A 14,394-nucleotide genomic window follows, 5' to 3' on the forward strand; every position below is an offset into this window, starting at 1 on the left:
GTTTACTTGGTCTTGCTGGTGTTGACCTTTTCCAGCAATTCGCGGGCGGCCTGCCTGGCCGCCTTCTTATAAGGCTGCACATAAAGGATGGCGCACAGGAAGTACACCACGACAATGGCAACTTCGCCCCAGCCGAGCCACGGCGTGACTTTGTCGCCGTAAGCGCGTACCACGCCTTCGATGAAGTAGACCAGGATCATCATCGAGGTCCACTGCAGCGTATAGATATCGCGCTTGATAACGCCCAGCAGCGGGAACAGCAGCGGTACCGCCTTCAGTACCAGCCAGGAGCCGCCCGGTTTCAACGGAGACAACCACATCTCCCAGGCCACGCTCCACATGATGAGCAAAGCCAGGCTGGCGATGGCGCCCCAATGGAAAAGTTTATGCTTCGTGCTATTCATTTCGTCCCCGCAGCTTGATGGCCGCTTCGGCCAGCCGGCGACCCATCGCGATCGCCAGGCGTTTCTCATCTTCCGTGAACGGCTTCTTGCCGTCCAGTCCCGACCAGTGGCTGGCGCCGTATGGCGAGCCGCCGCTAGTCGTCGTCATCAGTTCGGGATGGGTGTAGGGCAGGCCCATGACCATCATCCCATGGTGCAGCAACGGCACCATCATCGTCAGCAAGGTCGACTCCTGGCCGCCGTGCTGGCTGCCGGTCGAGGTGAAGACGCAGGCCGGCTTGCCGGACAGGGTGCCGGACAGCCACTGCGCCGACGTCCCGTCCCAAAAATACTTCATGGCCGCTGCCATGTTGCCGAAGCGGGTGGGGGAGCCCAGCGCCAAGCCGTCGCACTGCTCCAAGTCCTGCAATTCCACATACGGCGCGCCATCCAGCGGCACTTCCGGCTCGGTCGCTTCCGTCACGGTGGAAACGGCCGGCACGGTACGCAGGCGGGCATCGCAGCCCGGTACGGATTCAACGCCCTGGGCAATCATTTCCGCCAGTTTGCGCACGGATCCGTGCCTTGAATAATACAAAATGAGAATTGTGAGGTTAGTTCTGTTCATCGTTGCTATTATATGGCCCTTTACACAAGTTGCATGACTAATAAGCTTCACTGATGGTTTTTAAGTCTCTCTATACCAACGTAGCACGCGCCTGCACAAAAGGCGTGGCTGAACTGCGTGCGCTCTCGTGGAACGAACTGCATGACCTGATCCAGTTCGGGCGCCGCCGCCTGCGCGAGGAAAGCCTGCCGCAGGTGGCTGGCGGCCTGACATTTACCACCGTTTTTGCGCTGGTGCCGGTCCTGACGATCGCGTTGGCCATCTTCACCACATTCCCGATGTTCAATACCTTCCGCACTGCGCTGGAAGCGTATTTCATCAAGAGCGTGATGCCCAAAGCGATTTCCAGCACCATCCTGGGCTACCTGACGACGTTTGCAGCCAAGGCGACGCGGCTGTCGGCGGTGGGCGCGGTAACCCTGGTGCTGACATCCGTCGCGATGATGAGCATGATCGAGCGCGCCTTCAACCGCATCTGGCGCGTCAAGACCGAACGCCGCCTGGTGCGGCGCGTGCTGGTGTACTGGGCGCTGATCACCCTTGGCCCCTTGCTGATCGGCGTGTCGATCAGCCTCTCGACCCACCTGTTCGATGCCACCAGCGGCCTGGTTGGCACGGTGACCGGGCCGGTTTTCTATACGCTGCTGTCGGTCCTGCTGACCACCCTGGCCTTTACCTTCCTCTACATCACGGTGCCGAACCGGATGGTGGACTGGCGCGACGCGATTTGCGGCGGCGCGCTGGCGGCGGTGTCCTTTGAGTTGGCCAAGCGCGGCTTTGCGATCTTCATTACGCAGGCGCCAACCTATTCGAAGATCTATGGCGCCCTGGCGGCGCTGCCCTTGTTCCTGCTGTGGATCTACGTTTCCTGGCTGATCACGCTGCTGGGCGCCTTGCTGACCGCGGCGCTGCCGGTGGTGAAGTACGAGCGCTGGTGGCACGAGGCGGTGCCGGGCGGTGAATTCGTGGATGCCATGGCGGTGCTGAAAGTGCTGCACGAGGCGCGCGAGCGGGGTGATAACGCCGCCGTCAGCTCGGCCGAGATGCGCGGACGCACCCGTCTTGGCTTCGACGAAATGGACTCTTTGCTGCAAAAGATGCTGGTGCCAGGCTGGGTGGCGAAGGTGAAGATGGCGCCGCCGCCGCGCGTGCAGTTCGGCAAGCGTGTCAGTGAAGGCGCGGACAATTGGGTGCTGCTGGCCAACGTCCACAAGATCACGGTGGCGGACGTCTACCGCCTGTTCGTATTTGGCGGCATGTCGCTCAACGCCGGCGTGCTGGCCGATTCGGACGATGAAGCGGACCGCCAGGCCAGCCGCGATGCCGCCGCCCTGGCGCGCCAGGTCGAATCCGCGGTGGAGTCGGGCCTCGGCAGCACGCTGGCGGCGCACTTCGGCGCCGCCTGAGGACGGGGTTTAGCGCAGGAAGGCCAGCAGCGCGTCGAGCACGGCATCCGGCTGCTCGGCCATCATCTGGTGGCCCGCATCGACCGTCACGGTTTTCGCACCCGGCAGTGCCGCCAGCAAGGCCTTGGTGCTGCGTGGGGGCGTCATCATGTCCTTGCTGCCAAAGATGAACTGCACCGGGCAGCTGACACTGGCTGCCGCCGAGTCGCCGTTCGCATAGTTGTTGCAAGCGGTGAAATCAGTGTGGAACAGCAGGTCTTCGCCTTGGGCAGAAATGCGCTCCATCAGCCGCTTCGACATTCCACTGACATAAAAGCCCGGTCCAGGGCAGGACGGTTTCTGCGCGTACGAACTGTGCGACCAGATGTTGACCATGTCGATGGCGTCGCCTTCGGCTTCGCGCGCGGCCCCCAGCAGCGCATCGGAAACCTTCATGGGATAGGTGGCCCCCAGCAGCGCCAGTCGCGTAAAGCGCTGTGGCGCGCGATAGGCGGCCTCCAGCGCGATCAGGGAACCCATGCTGTGCCCGACCAGCGCGGCCTTTTCGACGCCGGCAGCGTCCAGCAGGGAAAGCAGCCAGGCGGCCATTTCCTCAACGCTGCGCAGCGCGGCGCCACGGCTGCGGCCATGGCCTGGCAAGTCGACCGCCAACACGCCAAAGCCGTGATGCGCCAGGTAGCGCGATTGCAGCGCCCAGACCGAATGATCGTTCTGCGCACCATGGATCATGACCACCGTCGGCAGTCCCGGATCAAAGGCCTTGCCGCCCGTATAGCAATACGAATCGCCGAACATCATGCTCAAGCCCCTTTCTGCGAGGCTTTGAGCCCGCGCGCCAGGTCCTCGAGCAGGTCGTCGGCGTCTTCCAGTCCAACCGACAACCGCATGGTGCCTTCAGCAATCCCCGATGCCGCCAGCTGGTCGGCCGGCACGCGGAAATGCGTGGTCGAAGCAGGGTGGATCACCAGCGAACGCGCATCGCCGACGTTGGCCAGGTGCGAAAACACCTTCAGGCTGTCGACAAAGCGCTTGCCGGCCGCGCGGTCACCCTTCAAGGTGAAGGAAAGGACGGCGCCGGCGCCCTTGGGCAGCAGCCGGGCCGCCAGCGCGCGGTCGGGATGGCTGTCCAGTTCCGGGTAGATTACCGACTCGATAGCCTGGTTGGAAAGCAGGAATTCCGCCACGCGCCGCGTGTTGGCCACGTGCCGGTCCATGCGCACCGCCAGCGTTTCCACGCCCTGAAGGATGGCAAAGGCATTGTGCGGGCTCATGGCTGCTCCAAAGTCGCGCAAGCCTTCGCGCCGCGCCCGCAGGGCAAACGCAGCCACGGTCGATTCTTCGGCAAACACCATGCCGTGGAAACCGTCATACGGTTCGCACAGCTCGGCGAAACGCCCGGTTGCCTCGTAGGCCGCCTGCCAGTCGAAGGTGCCGCCATCGACCAGAACGCCGCCGATCGCTGTGCCATGCCCGCACAGGAATTTGGTGGCGGAATGGAAAACCAGGTCGGCGCCGTGCTCGAAGGGCCGCAGGAGGTAGGGCGTGGTGAAGGTGGAGTCGACCATCAGCGGCAGGTGCGCTTCGTGGGCGATTGCCGCCACGTTGGGAATATCCAGTACATCCAGGCCCGGATTGCCCAGGGTTTCGCCGAACAGCACCTTGGTGTTGGGCCGGATCGCAGAGCGCCATGCGTCAAGGTCGCGCGGATCGACAAAAGTGGTCTCGATCCCGAAGCGTTTCAACGTATAACCGAGCAGGTTGTGCGATCCGCCGTACAGCGCCCGCGACGAAACAATGTGCGACCCCGCGCCGGCAATCGTGGCCAGGCCAAGGTGCATGGCCGCCTGGCCGCTGGCGGTGGCAATGCCTGCCACGCCCCCCTCCAGCGCCGCCATGCGCTCCTCCAGCACCGCATTGGTAGGGTTGGAGATGCGCGAATATACGTGGCCGGCCCGTTCCATATTGAACAGGGCAGCCGCATGGTCAGAGTCGCGGAAAGCGAAGGATGACGTGAAATGGATGGGAGTCGCGCGGCTGCCGGTGGCCGGATCTGGCGTGGCGCCCGCATGCAGGGCAAGGGTATCGAACCCGGGATAATTTGGCGTTGTCATGGTTGCCATGCTATCGTGTTATTTAGCTCGTGAATACTGTTGCGTTTTGATTAATCCAACTCTGGATTTTTCACTTGGCATACGCTAAATTCGATGGTAAGGCTTACAATAAAACCATAATCACCACCGGACAGGACGGCCCAAAATGAAAGTATCTGAAATCCTCCAAGTCAAAGGGAACATCCTCTATACAATCACTCCGGACCAGCCGCTGGTCGAAGCGGCGAACACCATGGCCGAAAAAGACATCGGTTCGCTGGTGGTGATGGAATATGGTGACCTGGTCGGCATGCTCACGTTCCGCGAAGTGCTGAAGGCGCTGCACGCGAACCAGGGCTCGGTCGGCGGCGGCACCGTGCGCAAGCACATGGACGACCACCCGATCACCGTGACCCCGGACACCGAAGTCAATGAAGTGCGCCGCATCATGCTGGAAAAGCATGCGCGCTACCTGCCGGTGATGAACGCCAAGACCCTGCTGGGCGTGATTTCGTTCTACGACGTGGCCCGTGCCGTGCTGGAAGCGCAAAGCTTCGAGAACCGCATGCTGAAGGCGTATATCCGCGACTGGCCGGCCGAAGAAGAAGAAAAGTCGGAAAGCTGACACTGGCATCAGCAAGCGAAGCCGCCTGCGGGCGGCTTTTGTTTTATGAGTTTGCCGCCATGATCATGTGACCCATTAAAGGATGCCCCAGATGAATCACGCGTTCACCACTTCCGTACCGCACCTTCAGACAGAAAGGCTTACTCTTCGCGAATATCGGCGCGCCGATTTCGACTTATTTGCAGACCATTTGATGAATCCGGAGAGCTCCGTTCACTTGGGCTCGGCTGACCGTCAGACGGCTTGGAGAATCTTCACTTCACATGCTGGATTATGGCTCGTCCACGGAGCTGGATGGTGGGCTATAGAGGATAAGCAAACTGGCCAGCTTGTAGGCAGTGTTGGAGCTTTCTTTCGCGAACAATCAACTGTGATGGAAATGGGATGGAATACCTATCGAGCATTCTGGGGGAAAGGAATTGCGAACGAGGCGGCTGCGGCGGTCTTGAAATATGTTTTCGAGGTGCGGCGCGAACCGAAAGTGCGGGCTCTTATCAGTTCTGGCAATGAATCGTCGCGTCGCGTTGCCGAGCGCTTAGGAATGACCTTCGAAATGGAAACTGAGCTGAACGGAAAGGTAATCGGTAGTTACATGCGCGAGTGCATGTGACTCGGCCCCAGTCGGCCAGGAGCGGCCAGGCCGCTTCTAGCATAAAATTATGACCGGCCTCAAAGGCAGCCTGGGTGCGAGGTTCCTAACGTCGGTCTCGACCAGGAGCCGACTCACAATTTTTGAAGGAATAACTGCTCCTATGAATCCGGTGCAACTTCACACCGCTGGTGCTACGGTCGTGCATTCAAGTCCATTCAGCACACTTGAGGTACCAGTGGATAGCGAGATTCTGGCAGCTGAGCTCAGGGAAATTTGGGTACGGCCACTATATTTTGGTATTCAAAAGGTAGATGCTCAGGACTTTTTGGTCAAGAATTTTCCCCTCGTTTCAGTCGAACTGATATCGAAATTGCTAGCTAATTTCGACTGGCGCCCGCGATCGGTTGCAGCGTACCTCGTTGCGGTTTCAGGGAAAGCGGAATTTACGGCCTTGATAGGCCGCCTCTTGCTAAGAAGCGACGTGTGTTATGCCGGCGTAGCGTATTGCGTTGCACTTGCAGCCCTCAATTCTGACGAATCGGTTGGGTATCTTGAGGAATACTTGTCCTACTACCTGACTCAACCTAACCTTTGGTTCGATCAGGCGCAGGCGATGGCTGCGCTTTCCTACCTTGATAGACTCAATGAAACGGAACGCGCTTCTCGCTTTCAAGCGGAATGGGAAAAATTTATTGCAAACAAGATAGACTGGAATCTCGATGAGAGCATAGTTCGCTTTTCGCAGACCATGAAGAACGTCGAAAATCTTAAAGGGCGCATAGCCTTAGTTGCCGCCACATAGTTGGTTCCCGGCCAGAAGCCGAGCTTTCCTCCACCACGGATTGTTAATGAAGCGAGACGAACCAGCTTGCCAGCAGCTTGAAGCCGACCTTCTGGACCGTGGTGGCTAGGTCCGAAGCGTTGAGCAATCGCACTAGGAATTTTAAATGCAATTGAAGTTGATTCGAGTATGCCTGGCGACGCTGTTGTTGCCGTTGGCAGTTCAAGCTGAAGCACCAAAGCGCGCAAAGTCGCTCGACCAGGTTTCTGCACTAATTCAGAACAAAGGCGGTTCCGAGCAATACGCTGAGCAGATGAACGGTACGCCGAAGCCCGATGGTTTTGGAACGACTCTTCCTTCGGGGTTCTCTGCAAAAGACATTGCCGGCCTGTTGGCGCCGCGAGAAAAGGCGTCGCTCGCGACCTTGATCGGCGTAAAGGCCTGGCCGCATCGCGCCAACACTTACATCGCGTTGGCGTGCTTCGCGCAGACCCAGAAAGAGTACGACAGTGACAAACGCTACGAAAAGGGACCGAGCTGCACGAAGTATTACAACCCGGCTCCTGGAAATAGCCGTGTGTACATCGACAAGCCTGTGTATCTGGGCGTCCTGGAATACAAGCCTGGTGATCCAAAGCCAATCCTGATCGCTAGCTATGGCAAACCATTGGACGTAAAAACCAGCTGGAAGGAAAGTCAGCTGGTCGGCCCCCAAGGAAAATTCGATACACCTGGCAGCGACGAAAGCGACCTGATGCCGGAAGAATATTTGAAGTTCGACTTTGCGCCCTACAAGATCACTGAAGGGGAGACCGCATTCGGCCTTCGGGTTGGCTGGAACGATAGCTACGCCGGTGGCGGGGGTTTTTTCGAAGCGCTTTCGCTTTTCAAAATCGAAGGGAGCAAGCTCGTTAATGTCCTATCAGAGCCAATCTATTTCTATCAGAATATCGCAGGGGACTGGAACAAGGACGGCACCCGAAATCATGAATTGGAAGAGGGCCAGAACGTGCTTTCCGTTTTGCCGGGCAAATCCCAGGGCTATTTTGATTTACAAATGCGAACGCTTAAGAGCAAGTGGAAGAAGGTCTTCAAGTGGGATGCCTCAAAATCGAGGTATATAGCGGTGCCAGCGAAGCCCAAAACCATGTCGGCGGGCAGGTCATAAGGTGTAGTAGTTCAGATCTGATCGTACAGTAAGGCCTTGCCAAGGGTGGGGTTACCCGGTTTGATAGAGGTGCGAATCTTTATTAAACCTGCGCGTTAGCGCAAAGGAGTAACCCCATGCGTAGTGTTCCTCAGAACGTCATTAAACACAAGGTCGGCCTGCTGAATCTGGCCGCCGAACTTGGCAACGTGTCCCGCGCCTGCAAGGTGATGGGCTTTTCCCGTGACACTTTCTATCGCTATCAGTCTGCCATGGAGACTGGCGGCGTGGACGCGCTCATCGACGCCAATCGCAAGAAGCCCAACGTCAAGAATCGCGTCGATGAAGCCATCGAGACGGCCGTAGTAGGCTTTTCGTTGGAACAGCCGGCATTCGGTCAAGTTCGGACGTCCAATGAGCTACGCAAGCGCGGCATCTTCGTCTCGGCATCGGGCGTCAGGTCAATTTGGCTGCGGCATGACCTGGAGTCCTTTAGGAAGCGCCTTTCTGCGCTTGAGCGGCACGTTGCGGAAACCGGGGATGTACTGACAGAGGCGCAGGTGGTAGCACTCGAGCGCAAGCAAGAAGATGACGTTGCCTTTGGCGAGATTGAGACTGCACATCCTGGCTATCTCGGAAGTCAGGACACGTTTTACGTCGGCACGATCAAAGGCGTCGGACGGATTTATCAGCAGACCTTCGTGGACACTTACTCCAAGTGGGCTGCCGCCAAGTTGTACAGCACGAAGACCCCGATTACTGCGGCAGATCTTCTTAACGACAGGGTCTTGCCGTTTATGGAGGAACAAGGGATGGGCGTTATCCGGATCCTCACCGACCGAGGTACCGAATACTGCGGGAAGCCGGAGAAGCACGATTACCAGCTGTATCTGGCGCTGAACGAAATCGAACACACCAAGACCAAAGTCCGACACCCTCAGACCAACGGTATCTGTGAGCGCTTCCACAAGACCATCCTGCAGGAGTTTTACCAGGTGGCGTTTCGACGCAGGATCTATCGGAGCATCGATGAACTGCAGGCGGACGTCGACGAATGGCTTCGCTACTACAACAACGAGCGCACGCATCAAGGGAAGATGTGCTGTGGCCGGACGCCGATGCAAACTCTAATTGACGGAAAGGAGGCGTGGCGCGATAAAATCATCGCACTGAACGACGGAATTTGATCTGACAGCGCCGATGTCCAAACCGGGTCACTGTCCGATCAGATCGCGACCACTACACATAAGGAAATTCCAGCTTCTGATTTTCGCAGTTGCCCTGATCGCGATATCCGAATGTTCCGAGTTCCCCATCTCTGGCGAGCCATTCTCTTCGTTTTGACGACATGAAAAGTTGACTAAATTTTGCCGAATTTGGCCAATAGCAGACGGACTCACTCGATTAACTGACCATGCGAGTATTTTTAGATGACGAGCGCGCCACTCCTGACGGATGGGTGCGTGTTTATTGGCCAAATGAAGCCATAACGCTCTTGGAAACGGGAGCGGTAGATGAATTGAGCTTGGACCACGATCTTGGTGATGATGGGCGTGGTACCGGATATGACGTTGTACTATGGATTGAAGAAGCAGTTGCATTGCGTGGGTTCCGGCCGCCCAAGATAACTGTTCATTCAGCAAACTCATCGGCGCGAGAAAAGATGGTCGCAGGAATTCGAGCCATCGAACGAATTGTCGCCGAGCGTCAGGGGTAATCTGACGCTACCTGCCAAAAGCCGAAGCCAATCTACGAACGAGGAATTAGGAGCTATATTTGAAGATCAGCATGGTGAACTCGTTATTGGCGGAAATCCAGCCTGCATTGATTGCAGCAGTAGTTGAAGACGTAAAAACTCATCTGACAAGATTGGCTGCAACTGGAAGGGAAATTTACGGGTATGCGCTTCTTCCCGGAGAGTTTTATGACATCCATAGCGTTGTAGTTGCGACCAACAGCGAAGGTGAAATCGAGATACCTTGTTCAGATGATCTTTACCGCTATTACAGATACTCTGTCGATGAGTGGAGGAATTACGACCAGAAGGAATTTGCAAAAACCAATGCTATTTTGCTTGTAGCGAACGAACGCTTCAAGGCCTTGTACACACGTGAGGATGGAAGCTACCAGATGGACGAATGCGAAGTTGCGTTCGCGAATGGGGTCTTAGACGCACTTGTCGATGGCTTGGATGCTGCAAAGAAGGCCGGCGAGTTTGGCAGCAGGGAAAAATTTCTTGTCGTTTGGATTGCTGATTCTGATGTGCCGATCATGTCCGAGTCATCGCGACGCTTGAACTCTGCCGCAGTCGCCGCCGATTTCTCCGCCGAATTTGGCTGACACGGTGATAATGGCCGGCCAATGAAAGTCGTTTGTCGGCCAGAAGCCGTCACTCAATATTTCTGATTCGACACTTATAAGATGCCCTATTGCCCCGTTAAAAATGATGCTGCCAACTGATCTACCTCACGACTTTGTTCCGATCTTCGATTTTGTAAATAGGCAGTCGAAGCCGATCACTCTTGCACTTGAACTAGCTCCGCAAGAAATTGAATTGGTACCAGGTGATGAGGTAAACGTATTCGTTTACAAGGACGACATTACTCTGCCGATTCATATGGAACTTGGGGACGACTATCTTCAAATTCATCCAAATCAGAGCTGGGGGAATTGGTACGTGTACAAGAACGGTGAGGATGTCTCGGGAGAACCGTATCGAACACCCTACACCAAACCATTTATTGGTGGCTGAAGTATTCACCGTAGGAACGTTATGAGCTTCGCCCTTATCGCTGATTTGAGCGCCAATAAGCTGCTGCGAAGACGCTGTGAGAGGGTACAATCGGCCAGAAGCGGACCTCGGTCGAATATTTGAAAGAAGCTTAGTGGCCTATCATGTGTTGATTTTCACAGCGTCGACGACAGTTGAACCTACGGTCGACCTCTACTTAGGGTCTGCACAAACCGTCGATCTCTATTGGGAGTCGGCTGGCCGCGAAATCGGTCTGCCAACCATAAGTACAATCACGGAACGCGCTGATTATGAGCCGGGTTTTTGTTTATCTGGCAAACCGCTCAGGGACTTCAGGGATGAGCTGGGATTGCTTTTGAAATACTGGGAACAATCGCATTGGGGCTACGCATTGTCATCTCATCATCTTAAAGCCATGACCACAATAATTGCCACGCTTGACCACGAGTCTGCCGTAAACGCCACACTCATTATTTGCTAGCGCGCGGCAACAATGCCGCTTCGGGGCGGCAGTTTGCCAAGGCGCCAAACCGCAACCTGAGGTGTACTGTCAATAGTGGACACTCTCGTCTCAAGCTGCCAGCACTTCCTTGTTGAAGTCTGCCGCAAAGCGTGCCGGCGATTTGTAGCCAAGGCGCGAATGACGCCGTTGGCGGTTGTAGAAGATCTCGATGTACTCCGTAATGGCCGCCTGCGCTTCAGACCTGCATGCAAAGCGACGATGATGAACCAGCTCATTTTTCAAGCTGCCCCAGAAGCTCTCCATCGGCGCGTTGTCGAAGCAGTTTCCCTTGCGCGACATCGAAGTCTTCATTCCGAATTGGTTCTGCAGTTTCCTGTATTTCTCGGCGCAGTATTGACTGCCGCGATCAGAATGATGGATCAATCCCGCCGCCGGTCTTTTGTTGCGCACAGCCCGCCACAAGGCTTGCGCCGTCAAGTCCTGCGTCATGCGTGGCCCCATCGCATACCCCACCAGCTCGCAGGTGAAAACGTCCTTCACGCCGGCCAGATAGAGCCAGCCTTCCTCAGTCGCGATGTAGGTGATGTCTGCCACCCAGGCTTCGTTTGGCCGCGTCGGCAGGAACGTTTGGTTCAACAAGTTCGGCGCGACCGGCATGTCATGCCCGGAATTGGTGGTGGCCTTGAACTTGCGCTTTTGTCTGCAGCGCAGACCAAGTTCTGTCCGCAACCTGGCGACGCGATCACGCCCGGCCTCAAATCCTTGCTCCTGGAGTTCAGGATGAACGCGCAGCGTGCCATAGGTTTCGCGCGATTGCTGATGCACGGCCTGAATCGCCACCTTCAGCTTGGCGTCCTCCTGAGCGCGGCGCGACGGCTTGCGCCCCTGCCATGCGTAAAAGCCGCTGCGAGAGACATTGAAGACCCTGCAAAGCAAATCCGTCGGGTATCCGTCGAGTCGCACCGACTTCATGAACGCGTACCTGGCAGCGACTCCCTTGCAAAGTACGCCGTTGCTTTTTTTAGCACTTCCTTCTCCATGCGTTCAACGGCCAATTCTTTGCGCAGCCTAGCCACTTCCGCTTCAAGCTCCGCCACGCTGCGACTACCGGGAGCAGCCCCAGTATCATTGCTTCGCTTTGCAGCGTTAACCCAAGTCCCCAGTGTTCCCTTAGGAATGTCAAGCCGCTGCGCGGCTTCCTCCAGTGTCAGTCCCTGTGCGAGGACTAGTTTGACCGCCTCTGCCCGGAACTCCGGTGTGTATGTCTTCGATTTCATAAATGCTTCTCCCGTTGCTAAGTTTAACAAACGAGAGTGTCCGAAAAAGTCAGGTTACCTCAACCGTCGAGTACAATCGGCAGAGATCGGCCACAAACGGACACTCGGGACAAACAAGTTTAGGATGAAAATGGAAGAACTCTGGGGGCTACTGCATGATGCTGGAATTGATTCGATCACAGGAAGTGTCCCTGGTACTGTTTCATTAGAGGTCTCAATTCGCTACTTGCGAAAGCAATTTGCCGGCGAAGGCACAGGATTCAAAGTCGTCTTGTCAGACTGTAACCAGTTCGTTTATCAAGAATATGATTCGCCGGCGGTCAAAAATTTCGAGGAGATAGTTAGCCTCGCGCCTGAGATCGTGGGTGTTGAAAAAGGGACTCATCCGGTCGTTGTAAGCTGCGTTATGGGGGAGCTCAAAGTATCCTACGGCGCTGCATCGATTCATCTCGATTCAGGTGATAAAGTGTCACTCGATGAGCTCACCGCAGCGAGCAAAGCCTATTGGGATGCGTGGGCAGCGAACATGCCTCAACGCCGATAACGGCCAATAGCTGCACGCGGCGAGCGCATAAGTTTTTAGAGCTTTCATGGGGCCTCATAGGGTCAACATCATTAACCTTTTGAACCTTATAGCATCACGCAGCGAGCAGCTTGAGTATCAAGAATCTGCACCAGTGTAGATTCCTTGTCTTCATAGGGAAGATCTATAATGAACCTGTTAATTTGGTGAGCCTCTCCGTCAACCCCGCACCTATACAAGATTTACAAATATCAAATATGACTTCGCAAGATTCGTCAATTACGCGTTTCGATGTATTCGTTCCTGGCGCATTCCCTCAATACAGCTACGTTAAGCGAGTATTTTCCCACCCGAGAACCAAGGTTATATTTGATCCTGAGGTTCAAATCGGCAATGTCCTCAAGCAGCCGGGCATGATTGCACAAATCGTTGGACCGTCTAAGAGTGGAAAGACTCGGGCTGTTGAGAACTGTGTTGGTTTAGCAAACTTGGTGTTGGTTGCTGGCTCGCAAATTGGCGAACAGTCTTCCCTATGGGATGTGGTTGTCCGAACCCTAAAATCTGCCACCAGTGAGGAAATTGAGCGAACGCAAGGCAGCGTGGTCGGTGGAGAAGTTAAGGCGTCAGGGGGGCTGAACGTCCCGATGCTGGCAAAGGCAGAAACCGAATTTTCCGCGTCGACCGAGCGAAGCAACGAGGTTACGGAGAAAAGCACTTACGAAAATGACCCTTTCCAACTTGCGACTAGTCAGCTGCAAGCTCAGAAAAAGGTATTGTTCTTAGATGACTTTCATACGATCCCAGAAAGTATGCAAGCGACGGTGGCTGCGCAGCTGAAGGCTGCAGCACAAGTCGGCGTCAAAATTTGTTTGGCGGAAGTACCTCACCATAGCGACTCGACGATATCTGCACTGCCTGATCTTACCGCTCGCGTTTCAAAAATCGAATTCCAATACTGGTCAAATTCAGACTTGATCGCCATTGGTTCTGAGGGTTTCGCCAGCCTAGGTGCAACAGTATCCGCAGCGACGCTGAACGCCTTAGCACTTGAGTCCGCTGGGTCGCCGCAATTGATGCAGCTTATTTGCTTAAACGTCGCTGAATTTCTGCAGCTGGATCTAAAGTTAAAGTCGCCGGAATCATTCCAGTTGGACATCAGCCAAATTCGTCATGTCCTTGTAACGGCTCACGCCGCAATTGACAGGGATAAGATCTTTCGGATCTTAGATACAGGTCCAGACGAGCGTGGAAGCCCGCGAAATCGATATCCAATGGTGGCATTGGACGAAGGGGATAACTATGAAATTACGCTCGCGGCGATTTCACTATCGCCTCCTACGGCACATTTGACCTGGGGCTCAGGTATGGACAACCTGTACGATCGAATCGATCGAGTGTGTAAGGATCCAAATAAAAAACCAGCGAAAGGGCAAATAACGAGGGCGTTGGAGCAAATGCAGAGCCTTGCCGAAAAGCATATGCCTCGACAGCCGATCATCGAATGGTCCGACTCTACAGGTCTGCACATACTTGACCCATATTTCTTGTTCTATCTGAGGTGGAGTGAAAAATACGAATCAGTTAGGGCACAATTGCCATCACCGGCAGACCTTTTTTCCGCCCGCAAGTGAGGCATCTAGCAGTCGCAATTCATGCGACGTGGCTAGAATTATTTGGTGGCGGAGGCAGATTAGATATTGGCCGAGCTCCCGCCCATTCCTGTATCT

16 protein-coding genes are annotated in these 14,394 nt (G+C 55.5%); 11 read left to right on the plus strand and 5 right to left on the minus strand.

What is annotated here, in order from left to right; genetic code table 11:
• Positions 1–2: 2 nt before the first annotated feature.
• Positions 3–404, minus strand: coding sequence for a DUF2069 domain-containing protein (locus ACN9M3_RS15895; protein ID WP_426317902.1), 402 nt, complete (start codon positions 402–404; stop codon positions 3–5).
• A complete protein-coding gene (wrbA, locus tag ACN9M3_RS15900; protein WP_426161411.1) occupies positions 397–1,011 on the minus strand; it encodes an NAD(P)H:quinone oxidoreductase in 615 nt (204 codons plus the stop codon). The genes ACN9M3_RS15895 and wrbA overlap by 8 nt, the downstream gene beginning before the upstream one ends.
• Positions 1,012–1,064: 53 nt before the next feature.
• Here wrbA and ACN9M3_RS15905 point away from each other — a divergent pair, with 53 nt between their 5' ends.
• On the plus strand, positions 1,065–2,417 hold the full coding sequence (locus ACN9M3_RS15905) for a YihY family inner membrane protein (RefSeq protein ID WP_426317903.1): 1,353 nt from the start codon (positions 1,065–1,067) through the stop codon (positions 2,415–2,417).
• Positions 2,418–2,426: 9 nt separating this feature from the next.
• Here the strand turns inward: ACN9M3_RS15905 and ACN9M3_RS15910 are convergent, their stop codons facing one another.
• Positions 2,427–3,215: an alpha/beta fold hydrolase gene (locus ACN9M3_RS15910; RefSeq protein WP_426317904.1), complete on the minus strand. Its 789-nt coding sequence runs from the start codon at positions 3,213–3,215 to the stop codon at positions 2,427–2,429.
• 2 nt (positions 3,216–3,217) lie between these two features.
• Complete coding sequence (locus tag ACN9M3_RS15915; RefSeq protein ID WP_426317905.1) at positions 3,218–4,528, minus strand: O-acetylhomoserine aminocarboxypropyltransferase; 1,311 nt, start codon at positions 4,526–4,528, stop codon at positions 3,218–3,220.
• Between the two features lie 145 nt (positions 4,529–4,673).
• Here ACN9M3_RS15915 and ACN9M3_RS15920 point away from each other — a divergent pair, with 145 nt between their 5' ends.
• From ACN9M3_RS15920 to ACN9M3_RS15955, 8 genes are all read left to right on the plus strand, one after another.
• Positions 4,674–5,132 carry a CBS domain-containing protein gene (locus tag ACN9M3_RS15920; RefSeq protein ID WP_426161414.1) on the plus strand — a complete coding sequence of 153 codons (459 nt, stop codon included), beginning with the start codon at positions 4,674–4,676 and terminating at the stop codon, positions 5,130–5,132.
• Positions 5,133–5,223: 91 nt separating this feature from the next.
• Positions 5,224–5,742, plus strand: a complete 519-nt coding sequence (locus tag ACN9M3_RS15925) for a GNAT family N-acetyltransferase (RefSeq protein WP_426161415.1) — start codon at positions 5,224–5,226, stop codon at positions 5,740–5,742.
• A gap of 142 nt (positions 5,743–5,884) precedes the next feature.
• Positions 5,885–6,526 (plus strand): DUF6000 family protein, encoded by a 642-nt coding sequence (locus tag ACN9M3_RS15930; RefSeq protein WP_426317906.1) that lies wholly within the window; start codon positions 5,885–5,887, stop codon positions 6,524–6,526.
• Positions 6,527–6,671: 145 nt separating this feature from the next.
• On the plus strand, positions 6,672–7,673 hold the full coding sequence (locus ACN9M3_RS15935) for a hypothetical protein (protein ID WP_426317907.1): 1,002 nt from the start codon (positions 6,672–6,674) through the stop codon (positions 7,671–7,673).
• A 116-nt stretch (positions 7,674–7,789) separates the two neighbouring features.
• Positions 7,790–8,839 (plus strand): IS481 family transposase, encoded by a 1,050-nt coding sequence (locus ACN9M3_RS15940; protein WP_426317908.1) that lies wholly within the window; start codon positions 7,790–7,792, stop codon positions 8,837–8,839.
• A 227-nt stretch (positions 8,840–9,066) separates the two neighbouring features.
• Entirely contained in the window at positions 9,067–9,369 is a 303-nt protein-coding gene (locus ACN9M3_RS15945) for a cyclic-phosphate processing receiver domain-containing protein (RefSeq protein ID WP_426161418.1), read from the plus strand.
• Between the two features lie 59 nt (positions 9,370–9,428).
• Positions 9,429–9,992, plus strand: coding sequence for a DUF4303 domain-containing protein (locus ACN9M3_RS15950; RefSeq protein WP_426161419.1), 564 nt, complete (start codon positions 9,429–9,431; stop codon positions 9,990–9,992).
• Between the two features lie 103 nt (positions 9,993–10,095).
• The gene (locus ACN9M3_RS15955; protein WP_426317909.1) at positions 10,096–10,404 is read left to right on the plus strand and encodes a hypothetical protein; all 309 of its coding nucleotides are present in this window, start codon (positions 10,096–10,098) and stop codon (positions 10,402–10,404) included.
• Positions 10,405–10,975: 571 nt separating this feature from the next.
• Here ACN9M3_RS15955 and ACN9M3_RS15960 read toward each other — a convergent pair.
• A protein-coding gene (locus tag ACN9M3_RS15960; RefSeq protein WP_426317910.1) for an IS3 family transposase occupies positions 10,976–12,144 on the minus strand; the annotation gives its coding sequence in 2 pieces (ribosomal slippage) (positions 10,976–11,877 and positions 11,877–12,144; 1,170 coding nt in all).
• 130 nt (positions 12,145–12,274) lie between these two features.
• Here ACN9M3_RS15960 and ACN9M3_RS15965 point away from each other — a divergent pair.
• Positions 12,275–12,688, plus strand: coding sequence for a hypothetical protein (locus tag ACN9M3_RS15965; protein WP_426161421.1), 414 nt, complete (start codon positions 12,275–12,277; stop codon positions 12,686–12,688).
• A 185-nt stretch (positions 12,689–12,873) separates the two neighbouring features.
• The gene (locus ACN9M3_RS15970) at positions 12,874–14,298 is read left to right on the plus strand and encodes a hypothetical protein (RefSeq protein ID WP_426317911.1); all 1,425 of its coding nucleotides are present in this window, start codon (positions 12,874–12,876) and stop codon (positions 14,296–14,298) included.
• Positions 14,299–14,394: the final 96 nt, after the last annotated feature.

Source organism: Pseudoduganella sp. R-43 (assembly GCF_049913255.1).
GTDB lineage: Bacteria > Pseudomonadota > Gammaproteobacteria > Burkholderiales > Burkholderiaceae_D > Rugamonas.